This is a genomic window from Paenibacillus nuruki, from assembly GCF_001721045.1.
In the GTDB taxonomy this organism is placed as follows: Bacteria; Bacillota; Bacilli; order Paenibacillales; family Paenibacillaceae; genus Saccharibacillus; species Saccharibacillus nuruki.
Genome location: NZ_MDER01000022.1, coordinates 51,605 through 74,160, shown reverse-complemented (window position 1 = coordinate 74,160; position 22,556 = coordinate 51,605). Strand labels below are relative to the sequence as shown.

Below are 22,556 nucleotides of genomic sequence, written 5' to 3'. Positions count from 1 at the left end.
ATGGAGAGATACCCAAGTGGCTATAAGGGGACCCTCTGCTAAGGGGTTAGACTGCGTTAGCGGTGCGAGGGTTCGAATCCCTCTCTCTCCGCCACTAGATCTTATGTTAAATAAGAATAGTGGACAGCATATCATGAAAGACTAGTTTTTAAATGTGGCGGTGTAGCTCAGCTGGCTAGAGCGTACGGTTCATACCCGTGAGGTCGGGGGTTCGATTCCCTTCGCCGCTACCATACATATCCCTGGAGATTTAGCTCAGCTGGGAGAGCATCTGCCTTACAAGCAGAGGGTCGGCGGTTCGATCCCGTCAATCTCCACCACCATATGCCGGTGTAGCTCAGTTGGTAGAGCAACTGACTTGTAATCAGTAGGTCGGGGGTTCAAATCCTCTCGCCGGCACCATTTTCATTTCAAAAAGTTATACAACCCTGGAACCGTGGTGTAGGGGTTAACATGCCTGCCTGTCACGCAGGAGATCGCGGGTTCAAATCCCGTCGGTTCCGCCATTTTTTTAATTAAATAAAATATATAATGAATATGTTATGGCTCGGTAGCTCAGTCGGTAGAGCAGAGGACTGAAAATCCTCGTGTCGGCGGTTCGATTCCGTCCCGAGCCACCATTTTTTGTATTCATTATGGAGGCTTAGCGAAGTGGCCAAACGCAGCAGACTGTAAATCTGTTCTCTCCGAGTTCGGTGGTTCGAATCCATCAGCCTCCACCAGTTTTATTTACTTTAAACTTAATATGAGTCATTAGCTCAGTCGGTAGAGCACCTGACTTTTAATCAGGGTGTCGAAGGTTCGAGCCCTTCATGACTCATCATATTAAAAAGCATCTTGCTAATCAGCAGGGTGCTTTTTGTTTTGTCTGCTTTTTTGTATAATTTGATGGAGTAGTCTTATTATGTTGATTTTTTATCCATATAATAAGTAGCCATCAATGTATGATTCTAGCTATGGAAGGAATTTATGATATGAACTGGAGTACATTAAAAGAACATATTGAATCAATCATAGATTACCGTATTAAAGAACAGTCTGTGGCTGTGAAAGATTGGGAATCAGGTACGTATCGAGCGGGTCGAGAAGAAAGTGGATGGATCGCTGTGAAGCAAGATCTTGATATAGTTACGTTATGGCAGATTCAGCCGAAAGCTATTTCTTTAAACGCTTCTAGTACTTCCAAAGATTTAGAAGAGTCACTAGATAGTGATCATCAACATGTTATCCTTAAGCTTAGATCATTGTTGGAATTATTGTTGCCTGCATTTACAGCATTTATGGCTACAGCAAGTCAGCCTTCTTCATTGTCTATTCGTGAACAAGGGATACAACAGCTAAGTGCTTGGATGACAGAGCAGCTAGATATGGGACAGTCAAAAGCGATTATTCCGGATGGGTATCTTCTGAAAGAAAGATTAACCAGTTCGATGATTCCTTTTTTATTAATTGCGGATAGTCTTCAGACAGGTGTGCTTACAACCAAAGAATTAGAGAAGCTATTATATAGTTATTTTGGTGGAGAAGTATTATTATTGCCATTATCCCCAAATGAATGGTTTATCCTCACAAATCGTGAACTGATTGAAGATAGTTCTGATTTAAAACAAAGTCATGGTCGTGACTCTGATATAGAAGTAGAAGATACGGAAGAAGATATACTGATGGATTTTTCATTAGGATTGTATGAATTGATTGCTAGTGAATGGGTAGGTATATTTCATATTGGTGTATCCAAGCCGATTGTTCCTAGTGAACGATTACTGGCTGAAGTCTCTCTATTGAAAGAAACAGTCGCTTTAGGTAGGCTTTTTCATGTTAAAGATCATATTCATCTACCGTGGGAACTGTCTTTGGAGCGTCTATTGTACCGGATTCCTGATGAAGACCGTGCAGAGTTTGTAGCTAGAGCAGATCAATATTCAGATATGCTGGCTGATGAAGAGACAGTGGCTACGTTGGAGACTTTTTTCAAAATGGACTGTAATGTTAGTGAGACGGCAAAGCAATTGTATATTCATCGTAATACATTATTGTACCGTTTGGACAAAATTAAGCAGGAGACGGAATTGGATGTACGGCGGTTTGAAGACGCTGTTTTGATGAAGTTAACACTGCTATTGTATAAAGTGACAAAAAGCTGATGATTTTTTTGTATAGTTTGTCGATAGATGTCTTGGCGTGATTAGGGTAAGATAATAATAGAAAAAGAAATCGGTTACATAGGCGATCGTTATCACCTTCGCAGCCGTAATTCATAGCTGATTTTACTATTGAAATGAAGTTATAACTTATCGAAAAGATGTTGTAAACTCTACTCGATATTACAAATCAGACTACGGATTGATCAAGGACATATGCTCTATGATGTAACGTTATTACACTTTTAATTACAAAATGACATTCATATTCCAGGGAGGCTATTATTATGGCAGGCGTACGCTTAGAACACATTTTCAAGAAATATCCGGGTTCTGACAAAGCAACAGTTATTGACGTTAATTTGGATATCAAGGATAAAGAGTTCCTAGTACTGGTTGGACCTTCAGGTTGTGGTAAATCTACAACTCTTCGTATGATTGCTGGTCTGGAAGAAATTTCAGAAGGTAAATTGTACATTGGCGATCGCGTTGTTAACGACGTAGCTCCAAAAGACCGCGATATCGCGATGGTATTCCAATCTTACGCTTTGTACCCACATATGGATGTATATTCTAATATGGCGTTTGGTTTGAAATTGCGTAAAGTGAAAAAAGACGAAATCGAAAAACGTGTACGTGAAGCAGCTAAAATTCTCGATATCGAGCATTTGCTAGATCGTAAACCAAAAGCACTTTCTGGTGGTCAACGTCAGCGTGTTGCTTTGGGACGTGCGATTGTCCGTGATCCTCAAGTCTTCTTGATGGATGAGCCTCTTTCTAACTTGGATGCTAAACTTCGTGGTCAGATGCGTGCTGAGATTACTAAACTAGCTAAACGTCTTCAAACGACTGTTATCTATGTAACGCATGATCAGATCGAAGCAATGACAATGGGTGATCGTATCGTTGTTATGAAAGATGGTATTATTCAACAAGCAGCTTCTCCAGAAGAATTGTACAATCACCCACGTAATATGTTCGTAGCGGGCTTTATTGGTTCTCCTACAATGAACTTTATCCGTGGTACATTGTCCGAAAAATCAGGCGGTCTAACATTCAGCGCTGCTGGTGTTGAGCTTGCTATCCCTGGTGGTAAAGCGCAAATCTTGAAAGACCAAGGATTCACAGGTAAAGAAGTGATTCTGGGTGTTCGTCCAGAAGATATTCATGAAGAGCCTGTATTCTTAGAAGCTTCTCCAGCGACTGCTTTTACAGCTAAAGTAGACGTATCTGAGAACTTGGGTCATGAAATGTTGCTATACTTGAGCGGTGTAGGTACAGACACTGTTGTTGCTCGTGTTGATGGTCGTTCCACTACTCGTGATAACGCTACAGCAACTATGGCTATTGATATGAACAAAGTTCATATTTTTGATACAGAATCTCAAGATAACTTGTTCTACACAGATCCTTCTTAATCCGTTACATCATATAACGTAAGAAGTTCTGATTGAACATTCGATAAAAGACTTACTATTCTGGTTTCGATCAGAAGGGTAAGTCTTTTTTTATGATAAAATGCGCATATCGAATAATGAACATGTAGTAGAGTTAGACGTGTAAACAATCTATAGATTTGTAAGTGAATCTGCCAATATAATTGATTTAACTAGCATTTTCTATTACGATGAGTACATTGGACATATTATGTACAGTGCGGAAAAGGATGGTTTGTGAAAAATCTATCTTTTTGGCGATGATCGTTTGGCTTTGGATTATGAATCACATAGAATACACCATACAGGATAAGCAACCTACTTAGAGAAAGGAAGAACAGAATGGCCAAACATGTGAAAGTTTCAGAATTGGTACAAATGTTCCAGCTTGAAGTTGTATCTGGAGGACTTGGCTTAAAACGAAATATTATGGTAGATGACTTGAACCGACCAGGATTAGAAATGGCGGGGTATTTTGAATATTATCCGACAGAACGTGTACAAATTCTAGGTAGAACCGAGCTTGCGTTTTTCAAAATGTTAACTCATGAAGAAAAAGCAGATCGTATGAAACGCCTTTGTAATGATGAGACACCTTGTCTTGTAATTACACGTGGACTTGAAGTACCTGAAGAGTTGATTGCGAGCAGTGAAGAGCATAATGTTCCTGTCTTACGTAGCAATCTGGCAACAACGATTTTATCCAGCCGTATTACAGGCTTTTTGGAGAAAAAATTAGCACCAACGGCTACAATTCATGGTGTATTGGTAGACCTTTATGGTGTAGGGATGCTTATTACAGGTAGTAGTGGTATTGGTAAAAGTGAAACAGCTCTAGAACTCGTCAAACGTGGACATCGCTTGATTGCCGATGATGCGGTAGAAATCCGTCAAACTTCGGATAATCAGCTTCATGGTACAGCTCCTGAATTGATTCGTCACTTACTTGAGATTCGTGGAGTCGGTATTATCAATGTAATGACTTTGTTCGGTGCAGGTGCGATTCGTAACAACAAACGAATTACTCTGGTCGTGCGCTTAGAAGCATGGCAACAAGAGAAACAGTATGATCGTATCGGATTGGATGAAGAAACGACACGTATTATTGATACGGATGTACCTTTAGTGACGATTCCAGTACGCCCAGGACGAAATCTAGCTGTTATTATTGAAGTGGCAGCGATGAACTTCCGCTTAAAACGTATGGGTTATAATGCAGCATTGCAATTTACTCATAAATTAACGGAAACGATTGCTGAAGATCTGGATGAACTGGACTAAGGAGAGTGTTACATGGGGACATCATTAATTAACCCGATTGCTTTCTCAATCGGAGCGCTTCAGGTGCACTGGTATGGATTAATTCTAGGTACCGGCGCATTAGTCGGGTTATTGCTATTAATTCGTGAAGGACGTCGATTCGGGATTCCACAAGAATTTTTTATGGATCTGGTACTATTCGGTGTTCCTTCCGCTATTATTGCAGCACGTATCTATTATGTAGCATTTCGCTGGCCGGATTATAGGGATAACTTTTGGGATGTTTTTAAAATTTGGAATGGCGGTATCGCTATATATGGTGCATTAATAGGTTCGATTATTTGTGCGATCATTTATACGCGTAAAAAAGGATATAGCTTCTGGCGTATTATGGATTTATGTGCACCTTATTTGCTTGTCGGACAAGCGATTGGGCGTTGGGGGAACTTTGTAAATCAGGAAGCCTATGGCGGCCCTGTAGAAGAATCTTTTTTAAGAGGTAATCTTCATTTGCCTGATTTTATCGTCAATCAGATGAATGTGAATGGCGTGTTCCATCACCCTACCTTTTTGTATGAGTCGATCTGGAACCTTGTTGGTGTAATTGCTTTATGTGTATTACGCCGTCGTGCTTTCGTACGTAGTGGAGAGATCTTCTTCTCGTATCTGATCTGGTATGGAATTGGACGCTTCTTTATTGAAGCACTTCGTACAGATAGTCTTACTTTTGAAGGTCCACAATGGTTAGTTGCTATTGTAAATGGTCTTTGGACTCCAATGACATGGTTTGGATTCCAACAAGGAGCGATTGAGCCAGGATACGGAAATATCCGAGTATCCCAATTGTTATCGCTTATCTTGATTGTAGCGGCTATTCTGTTAATCATTATTCGTCGTCGTGCAGGTCTATCTAAAGAGCATTATAGTGATCCTATTGTGTCATCTAAAGTAGCTCAACATGAAGTAGACACAGAACACGATAAAGCTACAGGATCTTCTTCAGCACCAACGGTCGATTCATCATCTACTGCTAAAGATAGATATGATCATCCAAAAGAAGATAAGATTCACAATGAACGCAAGGAGTAGTGAATTTATGATTGATACGGTTTTATTAGATTTGGATGGAACGATTGTAGATACCAATGAGTTGATTATTGCTTCGTTTATCAATACGTTGGAAAGTAATGGATTGAATCCATTAACTAGAGAACAGATTATTCCTCATATGGGATCAACTTTGGAACAGCAACTACGTGCTTTTTCGGGTGTAGACGATGTAACTTCTTATGTTACAGCATATCGTGAGTATAGTGCGATTCATCATGATGCGATGGTAGCTCCTTTTCCAGAAGTGAACGAAGTATTAACACGTTTACAAGCAGCAGGGATTAAATTGGGTGTAGTGACAACCAAAATTCGTCCCAATACGCTCAGAGTATTGGAAATGTTTCAATTGGACCAATTTATGCAGGTGATTATTACACAGGATGATGTTGAGCATACCAAGCCTCATCCTCAACCGATTGAACGTGCTATGGAAGCTCTAGGTTCTTCTCCTGAGCGTACACTGATGGTGGGTGATAGTCCTGCCGATTTGCAGTCTGCATCAGCAGCAGGTGTAATGTCAGCGGCTGTTGCCTGGTCGCTTAAAGGTGAGGAAGAGCTGTCCAAGTATCATCCACAGTATATTTTGCACAGCATGAGTGATCTGTATGAATTGGTGCTTGGCGATACGGTCGATCGATGAGAAAAACCGAGCGTTTTCCTGTCAAAGAGGGACCTAATGCCTTGCGTCAGATTTATCGCACAGTCAGCCCGTGGAAAGGCGTTCGGAACTTTATATGTATTCAAGCTGCGCGGTATTGTCCAATCTTGGAATGGAAAAATTGGATTTACCGCCACTTGCTACATATGGAAGTCGGCAAAGATACGGCTTTTGGACTGATGGTGATGGTGGATGTATTTTTCCCGGAAAAAATAAAGATTGGGACGAATACGGTAATTGGATACAATACAACGATTCTTGCTCATGAATATCTAATTCGTGAATATCGCTTAGGGAATGTAGTGATTGGCGATGAAGTGATGATTGGAGCAAATACTACGATTTTGCCAGGTGTTACGATTGGTGATGGTGCAGTCGTTGCTGCTGGATCGGTTGTACATACAGATGTAGCCGCAGGTACATTTGTTGGTGGTAATCCGTTGCGTGTCTTAACTAGACGCAATCCGGAGAATACAATAAATCTCAAAAATGATGAAGATCTACTGCATTAAATAGCTTTACAAGAGCGTTGTGGTACAAGAGCGCAGCATTTCTGGACTTGTTCGGGAACAGAATAAGTCGAAATATTGCATCATATTGATGTACCATTTTAAAGAATAAGGGGATGCTTTTACATTGAATCAAATAAAGAAGGAACGGCTAACACAGCTTGATTTCTTCCGTGCGATTGCCATTATTGGGGTACTGCATGTTCATTCTACATCGGTGGCAACGACAGAAGCGATGAATACGTCGATTTATTATCTGTTTAATTTTCTAAATATTTTCTTTAAGTATGGAACACCTTCATTTATCTTTTTGAGTAGTTTTGTATTGTTTTATAATTACTATGACAGACCACTTACAGGCAAACTAATCGGGAGCTTTTATAAAAAAAGAATGCTCTATATTTTGTTGCCGTATGTTTTGATATCGGCTTTGTATTTCTGGTATAAGCTTGCTCAGCGTGGTCAATTAGATGATCCCCCACTTCAATTGTTAGGGGATTACTGGTATGCGATCACTCATGGTTCTGCCTATACTCATCTGTATTTTGTATTTATTAGTGTGCAGTTCTATCTTCTATTTCCAATTATGCTTGCTTTGCTGAAAAGTCAGCGTTGGGTAGCACGTTGGGCCATTCCAATCGGGCTTGCTTTGCAGTGGGGATTCGTAATCTGGAATAAGTATGATCTTCATTATGCTACAAAAGGCAGTCTGGCGATTTCATATTTCTCTTACTATATGATGGGTGCATTTGTAGCGATTTATTTCAAACCATTTCGTGCATGGCTCATGAGCAAATGGACAGACATGTCTGAAAGGCAAAGAGTCAGTACGATATTGTTGTGGGGTACTTGGCTAGTTACTGGATTGATCTATGTACAAATCTGGTATAGTGCTCGTATGACCAATGAATGGTTAGATTCGTTAGTCTATGAACTGATGTGGAATGTATATACGATGTTATCTTCATTAGTATTACTTCACTCTGCTTTTATTCTTAATCGGATAGCTCCCAAATGGGTATTAGCGATTATGCGCCGATTAGGAGAATTATCGTTTGCGATTTATTTAGTTCATCCATTTGTATTGGCTTACTATCGTGAAACAAGAGAATTTCTTACGTTAGGCACATTAGGTTATTTTATCTGGATCTATGGCGGAATGTTATGTGCATTAATCATTTCAGCCGTCTTCGTACAAATGGTCTTTAGAAGAGTATCGTTCTCATGGGTATTGCTAGGCAGTATTCCAGCTTCATTATCTGGACGACACAAAAACAAAAAACAAGCAAAATCAAATAGTCGTACAACCAAAACAGACGCTGTGAAAAGACCAATTCCCTAACAGTTGTCATGACATGATTCAGTTGAAGTCTGTATGTGCAAAACCACCTTTAAAGCTAAGGTGGTTTTTTTATTTTCCGGGAAATAATGTGAGATATGATTAGCTAGGATTAGTTAGGTTGATCATATGGTTAATGATACAATTAGAAATATAAAAATCTGATAAACCCATCTACTTTGGAATACATATTTACAGGTAAAGTTGCGTTGACGGTCGATATCGATTTGTGTTATTATATCCAATATCCTTTACTTTATTAGCAAAGTAACACTTTAAAGCGTTAAAATATTGATCAATTAGAGGTGACTGTTTTGTCCAAGCCCAAAGGATTCGAAAAGCCCGCAGGTGTACGTGATTATCTACCGCATGTTGTAACCAAATTACGTCATATTGAACGCAATGTATTGGACTGCATGTCTGAGTGGGGCTATCGTCAGATTATAACGCCTACAATGGAATATTATGATACGGTTGGTGTAGCTAGTTCTACATCAGATCGCAAACTATATAAAATGTTAAATAACCGTGGAACAACGATGGTATTACGTTCGGATATGACCACACCGATCGCTCGTGTAATGGGTTCTGTTTTAAAAGAAGAATCATTGCCTGTTCGTCTGTCTTATCATGCCAATGTATTCCGCTCGATTGAAGAAAAAGCGGGACGGGAGACAGAATTTTTTCAAACCGGTGCAGAATTAGTAGGAAATGATTCGGCTGAAGGAGATGCAGAAGTGATTGCTTTAGCGATTGCTTCATTGCAAGCAGCAGGAGTAGAAACATTCAAAATTTCACTCGGACATGTTGGGTTTTTGACAGGCTTATTGGAAGAAGTATTACCGGATCAAACGATCGAACAAGAAGCACTGAAAGAAACGTTGCTTAATCGTGATTTTGTTGGGTTCCGAGAACAGTTAGCACATTTTCAATTGTCTTCAGAACAGCGCCAAGAATTAGAAGGATTGCTTCGTTTGCGTGGAGCGCAAGATATTTGTCGTCAAGCGACAGCGTTAAGTAGTAATCCACGTGCTATCGCTTCGATTCAGCATTTGTGCAAAGTATGGGAAGTGCTAGAAGCGTATGGCGTATCTGAGCATGTGATGATCGATTTAACGATGATCGGAGACTTTTCGTATTATACAGGTATGGTATTTGAAGGGTATGCAGCAGAGCTGGGCTTTCCTGTATGTAGTGGAGGACGGTATGATAATCTGCTTACCCAATTCGGAAGACCTGTAGCTGCTACAGGATTTGCTTTGAAAACGAATCGGATACTGGACGGGGTTAATCTTCTTTTACCACAAGAAGAAGCGCCCGTACTGATCGCTTATGATGTAAATAGTCGACGTGAAGCATTCGCACATGCTACAGAACTTCGTCGTCAAGGCAAAATTGTAATCACTGAACATATCGAAGCGACTCACAGACTAGAACCATCTGCGGATACTCATCCATTAACAGTGAAATATAGTCAGACAATTCGTTTTACCGATGGACAAATCATTTCTATCTAAAACGTAATCAGATATACAGTAAATAACAGGGAGATGTACCCTTCTATGACACAAATTCTTAAAGTTGCGATGCCAAAAGGGCGTATCTATAAAAAGGCAGCAGAGCTTTTTCGTAAAGCAGGGATTGAGGTTCCTTTAGATGTCGATGATTCACGGAAATTAATTGTACATTTACCTGAAGTGGGTATGGAATTTATTCTAGCCAAGCCAGTCGATGTACCGATCTATGTGGAACATGGAGTTGCCGATATCGGTATTGTTGGTAAAGACGTACTGATTGAAGAAAATCGAGCAGTATACGAATTATTGGATCTGGGTATAGCTCGTTGCCGGATGTCTGTAATTGGTCTACCGGATTGGAAGCCCGGTATTCAGCAACGTGTAGCTACCAAGTATCCAAATGTGGCTTCTCAATATTTCCGGGAGCAAGGGCAACAAGTCGAAGTCATTAAATTAAACGGTTCGATCGAGCTTGCACCGATGATTGGTCTTGCTGATCGTATTGTGGATATGGTCGAAACGGGAGAAACATTACGCGAAAACGGATTAGTTGAAATGGAGACTTTATTTGGTATTACCAGTCGCTTAATTGCTAACCGTGTCAGTTATCGGATGAAAAATGAAGAAATTCAACAGCTATGCGATCAATTACAACGGGTGATTCCAGAGCCAACATGACTTGAATAAATATAAAGTAATCTGTATAGATGGATATATTACACCCTAGATAAACAGAACACAGTGGGACAGATAAGGGGGAAATAGCAGTGAAGATCGTATCTGCACGAGATTTTGATTTGCGAAGAGAAGTGGATTACGGATCACCAGAGCAAAATGCAACTGTGAAGCAAATTGTGCAAGATATCAAGCACACTGGAGACCAAGCTTTGTTACAGTATACCAAGCAGTTCGATGGTGCAGACCTGACAGCAGACTTGCTTCGTGTCACCGATGAAGAGTTGCAAGCAGCTTATCAAGAAGTAGAACCTTCTTTTGTCCAAGCGATTACAGCGGCGGCTCATAATATTCGTCAATTTCATGAAAAGCAAAAACGTAACTCATGGATGGATCTACAACCTGATGGAAGTCTATTAGGGCAAATCATTCGTCCGCTCAAACGTGTCGGTGTCTATGTTCCCGGTGGGAAAGCAGCTTACCCTTCTTCTGTACTAATGAATGTAATTCCAGCTCAAGTGGCAGGTGTACCAGAGATCGTGATGGTGACCCCTCCTTCAACAGGTGGTAAAGAAGGAATTAACCCTTATATTCTAGTCACCGCAGCAGAAGCAGGAGTGACTGAAATGTATCGTGTCGGTGGAGCTCAAGCGATAGCGGCACTAGCCTATGGTACTCAAAGTATAGAACCGGTGGATAAAATTTGCGGACCGGGTAATATCTATGTTGCACTAGCGAAGCGGGAAGTGTACGGTGTTGTTGATATTGATAGCATTGCAGGCCCAAGCGAAATTGTTGTACTAGCAGATGAATATGCGAATCCAGCTTATATTGCAGCAGACTTGTTGTCTCAAGCGGAACATGATGAGATGGCTTCTGCCATTCTAGTGACTTGTTCTGAACAGCTGGCAGCTGCTGTAGCTTCAGAAGTACAACAACAATTAGAAACATTGCCTCGTCAAACTATTGCTAATGCTTCGATTCAGAATCATGGAGCAATTATTGTGACAGAAACGATCGCAGAAGGTATCGATGTAGTCAATCGACTTGCTCCTGAGCATCTGGAGATTATGGTCGAACAACCGATGAATTATGTAGGCATGATCGAAAACGCAGGAGCGATTTTCCTCGGAAATTACAGTTCAGAACCAGTAGGTGATTATTTTGCTGGACCGAATCATATTATTCCGACCAATGGAACAGCGCGCTTTTCTTCCCCTGTAGATGTCGATGATTTTATCAAAAAATCAAGTATGATCTATTATAGTAAAGAAGCATTGTTTGCGAATGGGAATACGATTATGGAATTAGCTCGTCATGAAGGATTAGAAGGTCATGCACGCGCAATCGCGATTCGTTTGGAACAAGAAGGTTAAGCTTTGACCCATAGATACTTTAGAACCCAAGCAGGAGGTATAGGTATGTCAACTGAAAACCAGAATACACGTCAAGCCGATGTCAGCCGTAAAACCAATGAAACAAATATTCAACTTGCTTTTAACGTCGATGGAACAGGTATTTCTGAAATAGAGACAGATGTTCCTTTTCTAAATCATATGTTGGATTTGTTCACCAAGCATGGACATTTCGATCTAAATCTCAAAGCACAAGGTGATATTGAGATTGATGATCATCACACGGTAGAAGATATCGGTATCTGTCTTGGACAGACGCTACGTGAAGCATTAGGTGATAAACGTGGGATTAAACGTTATAGCAGTGTATTTATTCCGATGGATGAAGCTTTGGCACAAGTGGTGATTGATGTGAGTAATCGTCCGCATTTTGAATATCGTGCTGAATATCCTTCTTCACAAGTAGGCAGTTTCCAGACAGAACTGGTTCATGAATTTTTGTGGAAATTTGCTTTAGAAGCGCGAATTACTCTTCATGTCATCGTACATTATGGGCAAAATACGCATCATATGATTGAGGCGATTTTTAAAGCATTAGGACGTGCTGTGGATGAAGCAACAACGATTGATCCACGTGTGACAGGAGTACCTTCGACGAAGGGAGTGCTATAACAGATGGCGATCGCTATTGTTGATTATGGAATAGGCAATCTGCATAGTGTCAGCAAAGCGATTGAACGATTAGGCTATGAAGGTATAGTCACAGGCGATCGTGATGAGATTCTGAATGCAGAGGGTGTCATTTTACCAGGTGTAGGGGCTTTTGGAGATGCAATGAATCATATTCGTGAAGGCGGTATGGATCATGTTGTGCTTGAAGTTGCCAACAGTGGTAAGCCTTTGTTGGGTATTTGTCTAGGGATGCAGTTGTTATTTACAGAAGGTGAAGAGCATGGTATTCATCAAGGACTGAATATTTTACCGGGCAAAGTGGTGAAGTTCGAAGATGGCGATTATAAAATTCCGCACATGGGCTGGAATCGACTAGAGTACAAACAACCGGATCATCCGCTAGTGCGTGACCTTTATAACGGGCATGTATACTTCGTTCATTCGTATCATGTCAAACCCGATCATGCAGATGATCTGATTGCTGTATGTGATTATGGGCAACCGGTTACCGCCATTGTAGGACGAGATAATGTATACGGTATGCAATTTCATCCTGAAAAAAGTGGAGAATTGGGTACATTGTTATTACGCAATTTCTTAGCATTGTGTACGGGTGAGCGAACGAATTAAGATGAAAAGAAATCGTTAAATGGATTCTATATATTTTATCGAATGACTTATATAATCAAGGGGGAAATCATATTGTCTTCTTTTACTATTTATCCTGCTATTGATATTCGAGGAGGTCGCTGTGTCCGTTTGATTCAAGGCGATTACAATCAGGAAACGGTCTATAATGATGATCCTGTGGCTGTAGCTACTGATTTCACAGTAAAAGGAGCACAATATGTCCATCTTGTCGATTTGGATGGTGCCAAAGCAGGGCATCCTGTTAATCATGAGTTAATTGGTCGTATTGCTAATGCTGTGTCTGTACCTGTACAAGTGGGTGGCGGATTACGTACGCTGGCAGATGTAGAGACGTTATTGAATCTTGGTGTCAGTCGTGTCATTATCGGTACAGCGGCTATCGAAGATCGTGAATTTACAGAGTCTGTGTTGGGTACATACGGCAATCGTGTAGCAATCGGTATAGATGCACGTAATGGATTTGTAGCGACTCGTGGTTGGTTAGAGACTTCAGAAGTGAAAGCAGAAGTGGTAGCCAAAGAATTAGCGGCTAAAGGAGCCGAAACGTTTATTTTTACCGATATTTCACGTGATGGTATGATGCAAGGCCCTAATATTGATGCGATTGCAGCAATTGCTCAAGCTTCAGGTAAACAAGTGATTGCTTCTGGTGGAGTAACTGTACTGGATGATCTCGTGAAGTTAGCAGCACGTCGTGAAGAAGGAATTAGCGGAGCTATCGTAGGAAAAGCAATCTATACAGGCAATATTGATCTGGAATTAGCTTTACGTACGATTCAGTAAATGTTATCAAGCTTGAGGAGGGCGAACCATGCTTGCAAAGCGTATTATTCCATGCCTTGATGTTAAAGAAGGGCGAGTCGTCAAAGGTGTGAATTTTGTTAATCTGCGCGATGCAGGTGATCCGGTAGAATTAGCGGCTCTGTATGATCGGGAAGGTGCAGATGAGATTATATTTCTGGATATTTCGGCTTCGATTGAAGGCCGGGAAACGATGATTGATGTTGTGCGCAGAACAGCGGGTGAAATATCGATTCCTTTTACAGTAGGTGGCGGTATTTCTAAAGTCGAAGATATGAAAAATATTCTACGTGCGGGTGCAGACAAGATCGGAATCAATACAGCAGCAGTACTCAATCCGCAATTGATCAATGATGGTTCACAGCGATTCGGAGCACAGTGTATTGTAGTTGCGGTAGATGCAAAGTTCAACCCGGAATGGGGCGAGTGGGAAGTGTACACTCATGGAGGACGCAAACCTACAGGTATTCGTGCATTGGCATGGATCAAAGAAGCGGAACAACGTGGAGCTGGTGAAATTCTGCTAACCAGTATGGATGCGGATGGAACCAAAGATGGATTTGATATTGATCTGACTTCCGCTGTCTGTGAAGCGGTTAATATTCCGATTATTGCGTCAGGCGGAGCAGGAACATCAGAGCACTTCTATGATGTATTCACTAAAGGCAAAGCTGATGCCGGGCTAGCGGCTACTATTTTTCATTACAAAGAAATTAGTATTCCTGAGCTTAAAAATCAGTTGAAAGACAAAGGAGTGGAGATTCGATGAGTCGATCTGATTTTCAACACGAGATTATTCATCAGTCTTTATCCTGGGAACAACTGGTCGCTAATATCAAATGGGATGCTGATGGGCTTGTACCTGCGATCGTACAGGATGAGAATAGCAAACAAGTACTAATGATGGCTTATATGAATCAAGAATCGTTACAACGCTCTCTAGACTCTCAAGAGACATGGTTCTGGAGCCGTTCTCGTCAAGAATACTGGCATAAAGGTGGAACATCAGGCAATACCCAACAGATTACATCGCTATCTTATGATTGTGATGGAGATACGTTATTAATCATGGTTCATGCAAAAGGTCCTGCTTGCCATACAGGCAGAATAAGCTGTTTCTATAATGAGGTGAATGAAGTGGATAATCAACCAACATTTAATAATAATGAAGAACAAGATGCAACGTTATTGGCTTCTGGTAAAGATCGCTTTGCCATTTTAGCAGAATTGGAACAAATGATTGCTGACCGTGATCGTGATCGTCCTGAAGGTGCGTATACAACGTATCTGTTTGAAAAAGGAATCGATAAAATTTTGAAAAAAGTAGGCGAAGAAACGGCTGAAACGATCATTGCAGCTAAAAACCAAGATAATGATGAACTTCGTTATGAAGTTAGTGATCTGATCTATCACTTGTTAGTATTATTACAAGAGCGTAAATTGCCTTTAGATGATGTACTGGCTGAATTGGATCGCCGTCATGAGCGTCCACGCAAAGATTAAGAGCGGAGGCGAAAGTCTATGCGAATAGATTATCATACCCACCATGCACGCTGTGGACATGCTGTAGGTGAGCTAGAAGAGTATGTACAGCGAGGTATCGCTATCGGGTTGTCTCATCTAGGGTTATCGGATCATCTGCCACTGATTCATGTCGATCCTGCAACGTATTATCCTGAAATGGCGATGCCTATGGATGAGTTACCTCGTTATATTGAAGAATGTCTGATGCTCAAAGAAAAGTACCGTGATCAAATTGCGATCAAAGTTGGTTTGGAAGCAGACTATATTGAAGGATATGAAGAGAAGATTCAGCATATTCTGAATCAGTATGCTTTTGATTATGTGATTGGTTCGGTTCATTTTCTAGGAGAGTGGGATATCTCCGATTTTCGCCAGACCGCAGGTTGGGAAGGTAAGCATGTACTGGATGTGTATCGCCAGTATTATGATGCAATCAGCAAAGCGTGTGCGACAGGATTTTATGATATTGTAGGGCATTTGGATGTGATTAAGCGCTTTGGTTATGTGCCTTTGCCAGAAGAGACAGAGGAGCGTATTGCTCTGGAAGATATGGCGCTACAAGCGGTAAAACAGGCAGATATGGTGATGGAGCTTAATTCATCCGGTCTATCTAAAGTCTGCAAAGAAATCTTCCCCAGTCGTCGTATCGTGGAGCAAGCGATTGCGCTTGATATTCCGTTAACGCTAGGCTCTGATGCTCATGATCCGTTGAAATTAAGCGATCATTTGGATGAAGCTAGAGCATTGTTGCAAGAGTTAAATGTGCAGCAATTGGCAGTGTTTGAACAACGTCAACGTTCGTTTGTTCCTTTAAATGGATAAAAAATAACCCTTTAGCTGAATTCAGTTAAAGGGTTATTTATATGGTATATCAGGCTATATTATTGGTCTTGTTTGAAATGTACTTACGAGTACGATTATACTTTTTGTGGTTTACCACCAGAAGGTAAAGTAGCAGATGAATCAGTAGATGTTGTATTCACACCAGTATCAGATGTAACGACAGTTGTACCACTATCTGTAGGTCCTTCAGGTAGAGTATTCACACCATCCCGTTCAGCTTTGCGTGCTTTACGACGCTCGTTCAAGATCAGTAAGAAGATCACAAACAGAATACAAGTGATAAGAATCAAGAATCCACCTAGCTCTTGTGAAAAGTATTTTAGATCTCCACCACGGAAACCAAGTCCGCGTAAAAATTTGAAATGCCAGGATAGAGGTAATGCATGACTGACCTGTTGCAAAATAGGTGGTAACAACGCTACAGGAATCTGAGCACCACTTAAAATAAAGGATGGTAACAGGATCATCGTAATTCGACCTGCTGCTTTGGCAGGAGAGGAAGCACTCCAACCGACCATCATACATAGCAACGATAAAGCGATAGTATACATAATGAATGGAATAAATAACTGAAATACATTCGCTTCAAATCGTAATCCGCCTACTTGTTTGAGACAACCCATAACCAAGTACATCGAAGCTGTCGCAATTAAAGAGTAAGGGATAACCCGGAAAACGATGCTAAGTGGTTTCTGCACCATACCTGCAAGTAAACCTTGTTCACGTAGACGCGGTACGATCCCCAGTGTGGCTCCACCTAGAATCGATAGAAACACCGTATTTACAAATCCGATAACTGAACTCATTAACATGTTATTCGTAGGGTTATACAATAATCGAGTCTGCAAATTGAGTCCTGTAGATAAATTAGTAGCCTGTGTAGCGTTCAGTCCCATCGCTACAAGCTTTCCTGAAGAAGCAGTAGAGTTCTCTGCTGTGATGACTTCAGTAGCCCCTGTACGCAAGCTAGCAGTCGCTGTCGACAAAGCTGTATCCACGTAGAATCCAATATTGCTTTGGTTCCCTTGAGCACGCGCTTTCTCTAAGCCGGCTGGCAAATAAATAACACCTAAATATTTTTCATTGTATAAAAAATCATTTGGATCTGTGTAGTTGTACGTAATGTAATTAATATCAATATACTGATCCGCATCGAGCTGTTCAATCAGATGTTGACTGTATGTGCTGTGATCCATATCGACCACAGCAACAGGTGCTTCATTTAATTGATTGTTTTTAAAAACATAGCCAAAAGCGGCTGAAATAATCAATGGAGCAATAATGATAATAAAAATAAATTTACCATTCAGAATGAGCTTGAATTCATCAATTATTGCTTTCATTGGTTAGAACCTCCACCGTCATTCCCGGCAGCAATTCAGATGTGCGTTTCACATCGACACGCACAATGAAAGAAGTTGTGTCGGCTTGACCTTTTTCACGACTCATCCGCAAAGCAGCATACTGTGGTGCAGATGTAATATAACGAACAGTACCTTGTACATCTTTATTAAGTGAAATCACATCTGTTTTCACTTTAGCGCCAGCTTTGAACGTTTTGATATTTTCTTCGCCAACATAAAGGTCATAATACAATTTACCTGTTTCGATCACGACTACCGGTGTACCCGCAGAAACGTTTTCGCCTACTTTGGGTACGACACGAGTTACTTTACCGTCTACCGCTGCTTTTAGCACACGACGATTTTTTTGAACGTTTAATGTATCTAGGTTGATTTGCAATGAATCTTTTTGTTTTTGTAATAATTCGATATTGTATTTACCGTTACCGATATCTTCTTGCCCTTGTTGAATTTGTTTTAAAGCTTGTTGAGCTTGTGCTACTTTGAGACTAGCTTGCTCACGATCTTCAGCAGTTGCTCCATTTTTCATTTTTTCAAGTGCAGTTTCTTGTGCTTTTACTTGATTACCTGTGAGTTCTACTTGTTTTTGCGCAGTCGCTAATTGATCTTGTGCGCTTTGTAATTGTTTATTTGCGGTATCTACAGCATTTTGAGCACTATCTACACTCGCTTGTGTAGCTAATCCATTATCAAAAAGAGATTTGTTACGATCAAAGCTAGTTTGAGCGAAATCAGCAGCTTGTTGAGCAGCTGATACAGCCGTTTGTGCAGAAGTCACTGAATTATTCGCAATTTCGACTGATTTTTTAGCCGAATCGACAGCGATTTCTTGGCTGGTAATATCTTCGGCACGAGCGCCTTGATTGACTTGAGTCTCTGCTAGTTGAGCCGCTTGAATATTTAATTTAGCATTGGCTTCTTGTTCTGCTAATTTATTAGCTTGACTGGTTAAAGAGCTTCTAGCTTGACTGATTTGGACATCGACTTGAGACATTTGTTCTTTGATTCCTTTGATTTGCAAATCAATATCATTGGTATCTAACGTCATCAGAACTTGTCCTTTTTTCACACGTTGCTCTTCGATAACTTTAACAGAGCTTAATTTACCAGCTTGTCCTTCAAATGAACTGTTCACAGTATCAATAGTGAGGACACCTTCTTTTTTGAGAGCAGCCATAGAGACAGCATCTTTACCATGCATAGTTAGTAAGTATCCACCTATACCTAGGGCAGCTATTAATACAACAATAGGGATTAGTTTTACGATTTTCACTTGTTTGTGCTCCTGTTCTTCATCAATTAAATATCATTTTTTTAATATAAAATTCAAACTATCTCCTCGACGTTATCTTAAAAAGATATGGTACGGGGGCTGATAGTAAGGTTCCGTATTACTTTGCCAAAAAAAAAGTTAACCTTGTTTAGATGTTTCTAGTCCTGCTTGAATCTTGTACAATAAACGATGTAGCACTTTTTGTTCATCATCGGTTAGCTGAGACATCATTCTATCAATCTGTTCCATATAGATAGGAAGGGTGTCATGAATCAATTGCTTACCTTCATCGGTTAAATGAATAGAGGTCATTCGGCGATCCTCATGTGCACCACGTCGAATTAATCCGTCTTTTTCCAGACCATTAATGAGTCCAGTCATTGTTGAACGAGTTACACCTGAATATTCAGCAAGATCGGAAGGTTGTAGCGGTTTTTTGCGTAACAATAATGGCACCAAAATACGCATTTTACTTGGTGATAGTCCATGTCTAGCAAGCAAAGTGGATGTTTCATTAAATATTTCATGCGAAGTACGAATTAATAAAATCGAAGTACGCATACAATCGATATTGAAATCAGGGTATAATTTACTTAATTCGCTTAATTTGTCCATCTCTTCCGATGGAGTGTGCTCATCAGATGATTCTATTATCGACATTTTCTTCACCTTTCTTTAGGGCAAAACTAACATTTCAATAATAACGGCTTATGACTTGATTAACATATTGTACGGTTCCGTACTACATTTAGTCAAGAAAATTTTATGAAAGTTTCTGAATATGGTTTTCTTTAACGCTTTATAATGGTTTCCGGTATGATAGAAATAATTAATCTATCTGTAACTACCGATAATATAATGTTAGGTTGACGGAGTCTGGATATGAAATAGGAGGCGCTTATGAAAGATAAATTACGTATTTTCTCAGGATCATCTTGCCCGGAGTTAGCAGCTCAGATTGCCGAGCGACTCGGTGTACAGCTAGGCAAAATTAAATTATCTCAATTCAAAAGTGGCGAAACCTATGTTCATTATGAAGAAAGTATTCGTAATATGGATGTATTTTTGGTGCAATCGTTGTCGCATCCGATCAATGAAATGTTTGTCCAATTATTAGTGATGATTGATGCGGCGAAGCGTGCTTCTGCGCGTACGATCAATATCATCGTTCCTTATTATGGATATGCAAGACAAGAACGCAAGTCCGCTCCACGTGAACCGATTTCTGCCAAAATGGTAGCTGATGTACTGACAACAGTAGGTGCTCATCGTGTGATTACAATTGATCTGCACGCATCGGCTATTCAAGGATTTTTCAATATTCCTGTCGATCACCTAACAGCTCTGGATCTGATCAGTGGTTATCTTAAAACGAAAAAAATAGAAGACGCTGTCGTGGTATCTCCTGACGCTGGCCGAGCTTCTATGGCAGAGAAGTTAGCTAATCGTCTGGATTCTCCTTTTGCCATGATGATCAAAAAACGTCCGGCACATAATGAATCGGTTATTACGCATGTGATCGGTAATGTAGAAGGCAAAACACCTATTATTATAGAAGACTTGATTGATACAGGAACAACGATTATTAATGTAGTCGAAAGTTTGAAAGAGCGTGGAGCCAAAGAAGTGATCGTCTGTGCTACCCATGGTCTATTCTCAGGAGCAGCTTTGCAACGTTTGGATCATCCGTATATTCGTGAACTGGTTGTGACGGATTCGATCAGCCTGCCTCCAGGACATCTGGATCGCTTAACTGTATTATCGGTTTCGCCGATGCTTGCTCATGCCGTACGCATCATTATGGAAGGTGGCTCTATCGCTACTTTATTCAGTGATGCAGGGATCTAATTATACTTTGGTAGTAGGGTGATAGAACCGTAGCTTTAGTGTGTCAGAGGGATATGATATACTTACTTGATAATGATTTTTAAATGACAATCATAGTCGTCTAATTCTAAATAAATGATATAACTATTGATAAATGTGGTATAGAAACAAAGGAGGTGCCTTGATCCGGTGAATGATTATAAGCGAAAAGTAGAAGAAGATGGGCGTAAAGTCATCTCTCTTCATTGGGATGCTAACTTCTTTTTCGAAAGAGCTGTCCGTTCATTAGACCGTCATCATTATGACAAGGCATTGAAATATTTTCAAAAAGCTGTTGAATATGAACCTAATAATCCTGTGAATCATTGCAATCTAGCGGGTATATTATCTGAGATGGGTAATTATGAAGGATCGAACCAAGTACTTGCTGATATTCTGGACGGCGTAGACCCTGCAATGGTTGAATGTCATTTTTATATGGCGAATAATTATGCCAATATGAGTCAATTTGAACAAGCAGAGACTTCATTGTTAACCTACCTTGATTTAGATAAAGAAGGTCAATTTCTAGACGAGGCTGGCGAAATGATGGAGCTATTGAATAAAGAATTGAAGCGTTCATCAAGTACCGATTCACATACGCAGTTACCTGTGAGTGATTATGATGCAGCTCAGCGTTTATTGCAGCAAGGGCATTTTGCAGAAGCATCTGAAAGCCTAAAGCAGATCATAGCGGTGCAACCTGATCTGCATGAAGCACGTAATCAGTTAGCGATTGCGCTGTACTATCAAGGTAAGATTACAGAAGCGGCTATACAGATTGAAGAGGTTCTTTTACAAGATCCTTATCATTTGCATGGGTTATGTAATCAAGTGATTTTGATGCAACATCTCGGACAGACAGAACAAGTGAAGCAACGTATGAATATTCTGAAACGAATGATTCCTTTTCAACAAGAACATTTGTTAAAGTTAGCGACTACACTTGGTATGCTGGGTGAACATCAATTAGCGTACACGTATTTTCGCAAGCTGATCAAACAGCAAGAGTCGGTTCATCAATGGGCGATTTATCATTATACGGCAACAGCAGCCTGTCATTTGCAAAAGGTAGATGAAGCTCAGAAGTTATGGCAGATGATTTTGCGCTTTGAGCCAGAAGCGGAAGTGCCTGCATTTTATATGGAACATTTGGAACAGATTAAGCTTGGTGAATTGATGCCTTCTTATCAGTATCAGTTGTTATCTCCGTCAACAAGTACAGCGTATCCCAGCGTGAGTATTGAACATTATATGTATGCAGAACCTACATATATTCAATTGCTCCATATGTTAGCTCATGGAAATGAACAACAACAGCTACGTGCGCTTCAATCTTACGTATTTGATGATAATGATGAAGTGTATCAAGCTTTACGCCAATTGTTGATCCAGCCACAGATTTCAGAGACATTACGTACTGAAGTCAAGCGGGTATTACGACAATGGACAACAGCACAGACATTGCCGACTGACTATTTTAGAGTGGATACAGAACTTGCAAAGTCTAGTCTACCTATTGTAGATTAGAAAGCTTGTCACATATATCTTTTAACTACATC

At 40.4% G+C, this 22,556-nt stretch carries 21 protein-coding genes and 8 tRNA genes; 26 read left to right on the top strand and 3 right to left on the bottom strand.

Annotated features, from left to right (window positions below; all coding sequences use genetic code 11):
* The first annotated feature begins 2 nt into the window (after positions 1 to 2).
* From PTI45_RS01920 to hisJ, 24 genes are all read left to right on the top strand, one after another.
* Positions 3 to 94 (top strand) — tRNA-Ser (locus PTI45_RS01920).
* Between the two features lie 62 nt (positions 95 to 156).
* Positions 157 to 233, top strand: a tRNA-Met gene (locus tag PTI45_RS01915).
* Between the two features lie 11 nt (positions 234 to 244).
* Positions 245 to 320 (top strand) — tRNA-Val (locus PTI45_RS01910).
* Positions 321 to 326: 6 nt separating this feature from the next.
* Positions 327 to 402 (top strand) — tRNA-Thr (locus PTI45_RS01905).
* A 28-nt stretch (positions 403 to 430) separates the two neighbouring features.
* Positions 431 to 506, top strand: a tRNA-Asp gene (locus PTI45_RS01900).
* 38 nt (positions 507 to 544) lie between these two features.
* Positions 545 to 620: transfer RNA gene (locus tag PTI45_RS01895), tRNA-Phe, on the top strand.
* Positions 621 to 637: 17 nt separating this feature from the next.
* Positions 638 to 722: transfer RNA gene (locus tag PTI45_RS01890), tRNA-Tyr, on the top strand.
* Positions 723 to 747: 25 nt separating this feature from the next.
* A tRNA-Lys gene (locus PTI45_RS01885) sits at positions 748 to 820 on the top strand.
* 136 nt (positions 821 to 956) lie between these two features.
* Positions 957 to 2,144, top strand: coding sequence for a PucR family transcriptional regulator (locus PTI45_RS01880; RefSeq protein ID WP_245703391.1), 1,188 nt, complete (start codon positions 957 to 959; stop codon positions 2,142 to 2,144).
* A gap of 284 nt (positions 2,145 to 2,428) precedes the next feature.
* On the top strand, positions 2,429 to 3,559 hold the full coding sequence (locus PTI45_RS01875; RefSeq protein WP_069325845.1) for an ABC transporter ATP-binding protein: 1,131 nt from the start codon (positions 2,429 to 2,431) through the stop codon (positions 3,557 to 3,559).
* Positions 3,560 to 3,919: 360 nt separating this feature from the next.
* Positions 3,920 to 4,858 (top strand): HPr(Ser) kinase/phosphatase, encoded by a 939-nt coding sequence (hprK, locus tag PTI45_RS01870; protein ID WP_069325844.1) that lies wholly within the window; start codon positions 3,920 to 3,922, stop codon positions 4,856 to 4,858.
* Positions 4,859 to 4,870: 12 nt separating this feature from the next.
* On the top strand, positions 4,871 to 5,926 hold the full coding sequence (gene lgt, locus PTI45_RS01865; protein WP_083243291.1) for a prolipoprotein diacylglyceryl transferase: 1,056 nt from the start codon (positions 4,871 to 4,873) through the stop codon (positions 5,924 to 5,926).
* A gap of 7 nt (positions 5,927 to 5,933) precedes the next feature.
* Positions 5,934 to 6,587 carry a pyrophosphatase PpaX gene (gene ppaX, locus PTI45_RS01860; protein WP_069325843.1) on the top strand — a complete coding sequence of 218 codons (654 nt, stop codon included), beginning with the start codon at positions 5,934 to 5,936 and terminating at the stop codon, positions 6,585 to 6,587.
* Complete coding sequence (locus tag PTI45_RS01855; RefSeq protein WP_069325842.1) at positions 6,584 to 7,117, top strand: acyltransferase; 534 nt, start codon at positions 6,584 to 6,586, stop codon at positions 7,115 to 7,117. The genes ppaX and PTI45_RS01855 overlap by 4 nt, the downstream gene beginning before the upstream one ends.
* 124 nt (positions 7,118 to 7,241) lie before the next feature.
* Entirely contained in the window at positions 7,242 to 8,456 is a 1,215-nt protein-coding gene (locus PTI45_RS01850; RefSeq protein WP_069325841.1) for an acyltransferase, read from the top strand.
* 311 nt (positions 8,457 to 8,767) lie between these two features.
* Positions 8,768 to 9,970 (top strand): ATP phosphoribosyltransferase regulatory subunit, encoded by a 1,203-nt coding sequence (locus tag PTI45_RS01845; protein WP_069325840.1) that lies wholly within the window; start codon positions 8,768 to 8,770, stop codon positions 9,968 to 9,970.
* 45 nt (positions 9,971 to 10,015) lie between these two features.
* A complete protein-coding gene (gene hisG, locus PTI45_RS01840; RefSeq protein WP_069325839.1) occupies positions 10,016 to 10,648 on the top strand; it encodes an ATP phosphoribosyltransferase in 633 nt (210 codons plus the stop codon).
* Between the two features lie 89 nt (positions 10,649 to 10,737).
* Entirely contained in the window at positions 10,738 to 12,021 is a 1,284-nt protein-coding gene (hisD, locus tag PTI45_RS01835) for a histidinol dehydrogenase (protein WP_069325838.1), read from the top strand.
* 45 nt (positions 12,022 to 12,066) lie between these two features.
* On the top strand, positions 12,067 to 12,672 hold the full coding sequence (gene hisB / locus PTI45_RS01830; protein WP_069325837.1) for an imidazoleglycerol-phosphate dehydratase HisB: 606 nt from the start codon (positions 12,067 to 12,069) through the stop codon (positions 12,670 to 12,672).
* 3 nt (positions 12,673 to 12,675) lie between these two features.
* On the top strand, positions 12,676 to 13,302 hold the full coding sequence (hisH, locus tag PTI45_RS01825; RefSeq protein ID WP_069325836.1) for an imidazole glycerol phosphate synthase subunit HisH: 627 nt from the start codon (positions 12,676 to 12,678) through the stop codon (positions 13,300 to 13,302).
* A gap of 72 nt (positions 13,303 to 13,374) precedes the next feature.
* The gene (hisA, locus tag PTI45_RS01820) at positions 13,375 to 14,106 is read left to right on the top strand and encodes a 1-(5-phosphoribosyl)-5-[(5-phosphoribosylamino)methylideneamino]imidazole-4-carboxamide isomerase (RefSeq protein ID WP_175425100.1); all 732 of its coding nucleotides are present in this window, start codon (positions 13,375 to 13,377) and stop codon (positions 14,104 to 14,106) included.
* Positions 14,107 to 14,134: 28 nt separating this feature from the next.
* On the top strand, positions 14,135 to 14,893 hold the full coding sequence (gene hisF, locus PTI45_RS01815; RefSeq protein ID WP_069325835.1) for an imidazole glycerol phosphate synthase subunit HisF: 759 nt from the start codon (positions 14,135 to 14,137) through the stop codon (positions 14,891 to 14,893).
* Positions 14,890 to 15,627, top strand: a complete 738-nt coding sequence (gene hisIE / locus PTI45_RS01810) for a bifunctional phosphoribosyl-AMP cyclohydrolase/phosphoribosyl-ATP diphosphatase HisIE (protein WP_069325834.1) — start codon at positions 14,890 to 14,892, stop codon at positions 15,625 to 15,627. Before hisF ends, hisIE begins: the two co-directional genes overlap by 4 nt.
* 18 nt (positions 15,628 to 15,645) lie before the next feature.
* Positions 15,646 to 16,470 carry a histidinol-phosphatase HisJ gene (gene hisJ, locus PTI45_RS01805; RefSeq protein WP_069325833.1) on the top strand — a complete coding sequence of 275 codons (825 nt, stop codon included), beginning with the start codon at positions 15,646 to 15,648 and terminating at the stop codon, positions 16,468 to 16,470.
* A 95-nt stretch (positions 16,471 to 16,565) separates the two neighbouring features.
* On the opposite strand, the gene PTI45_RS01800 is transcribed toward hisJ, so the two are convergent.
* The 3 genes from PTI45_RS01800 to PTI45_RS01790 form a co-directional block, all read right to left on the bottom strand.
* Positions 16,566 to 17,834, bottom strand: coding sequence for an ABC transporter permease (locus PTI45_RS01800; protein ID WP_069325832.1), 1,269 nt, complete (start codon positions 17,832 to 17,834; stop codon positions 16,566 to 16,568).
* Entirely contained in the window at positions 17,818 to 19,128 is a 1,311-nt protein-coding gene (locus PTI45_RS01795; RefSeq protein WP_241669441.1) for an HlyD family secretion protein, read from the bottom strand. The genes PTI45_RS01800 and PTI45_RS01795 overlap by 17 nt, the downstream gene beginning before the upstream one ends.
* A gap of 138 nt (positions 19,129 to 19,266) precedes the next feature.
* Positions 19,267 to 19,788 carry a MarR family winged helix-turn-helix transcriptional regulator gene (locus PTI45_RS01790; protein WP_069325831.1) on the bottom strand — a complete coding sequence of 174 codons (522 nt, stop codon included), beginning with the start codon at positions 19,786 to 19,788 and terminating at the stop codon, positions 19,267 to 19,269.
* A gap of 240 nt (positions 19,789 to 20,028) precedes the next feature.
* Between PTI45_RS01790 and PTI45_RS01785 the strand changes: the two genes are divergently transcribed.
* Together PTI45_RS01785 and PTI45_RS01780 are read left to right on the top strand one after the other, a co-directional pair.
* Positions 20,029 to 20,976 carry a ribose-phosphate diphosphokinase gene (locus PTI45_RS01785; RefSeq protein ID WP_069325830.1) on the top strand — a complete coding sequence of 316 codons (948 nt, stop codon included), beginning with the start codon at positions 20,029 to 20,031 and terminating at the stop codon, positions 20,974 to 20,976.
* Positions 20,977 to 21,144: 168 nt separating this feature from the next.
* Positions 21,145 to 22,524: a tetratricopeptide repeat protein gene (locus tag PTI45_RS01780; RefSeq protein ID WP_069325829.1), complete on the top strand. Its 1,380-nt coding sequence runs from the start codon at positions 21,145 to 21,147 to the stop codon at positions 22,522 to 22,524.
* Positions 22,525 to 22,556: the final 32 nt, after the last annotated feature.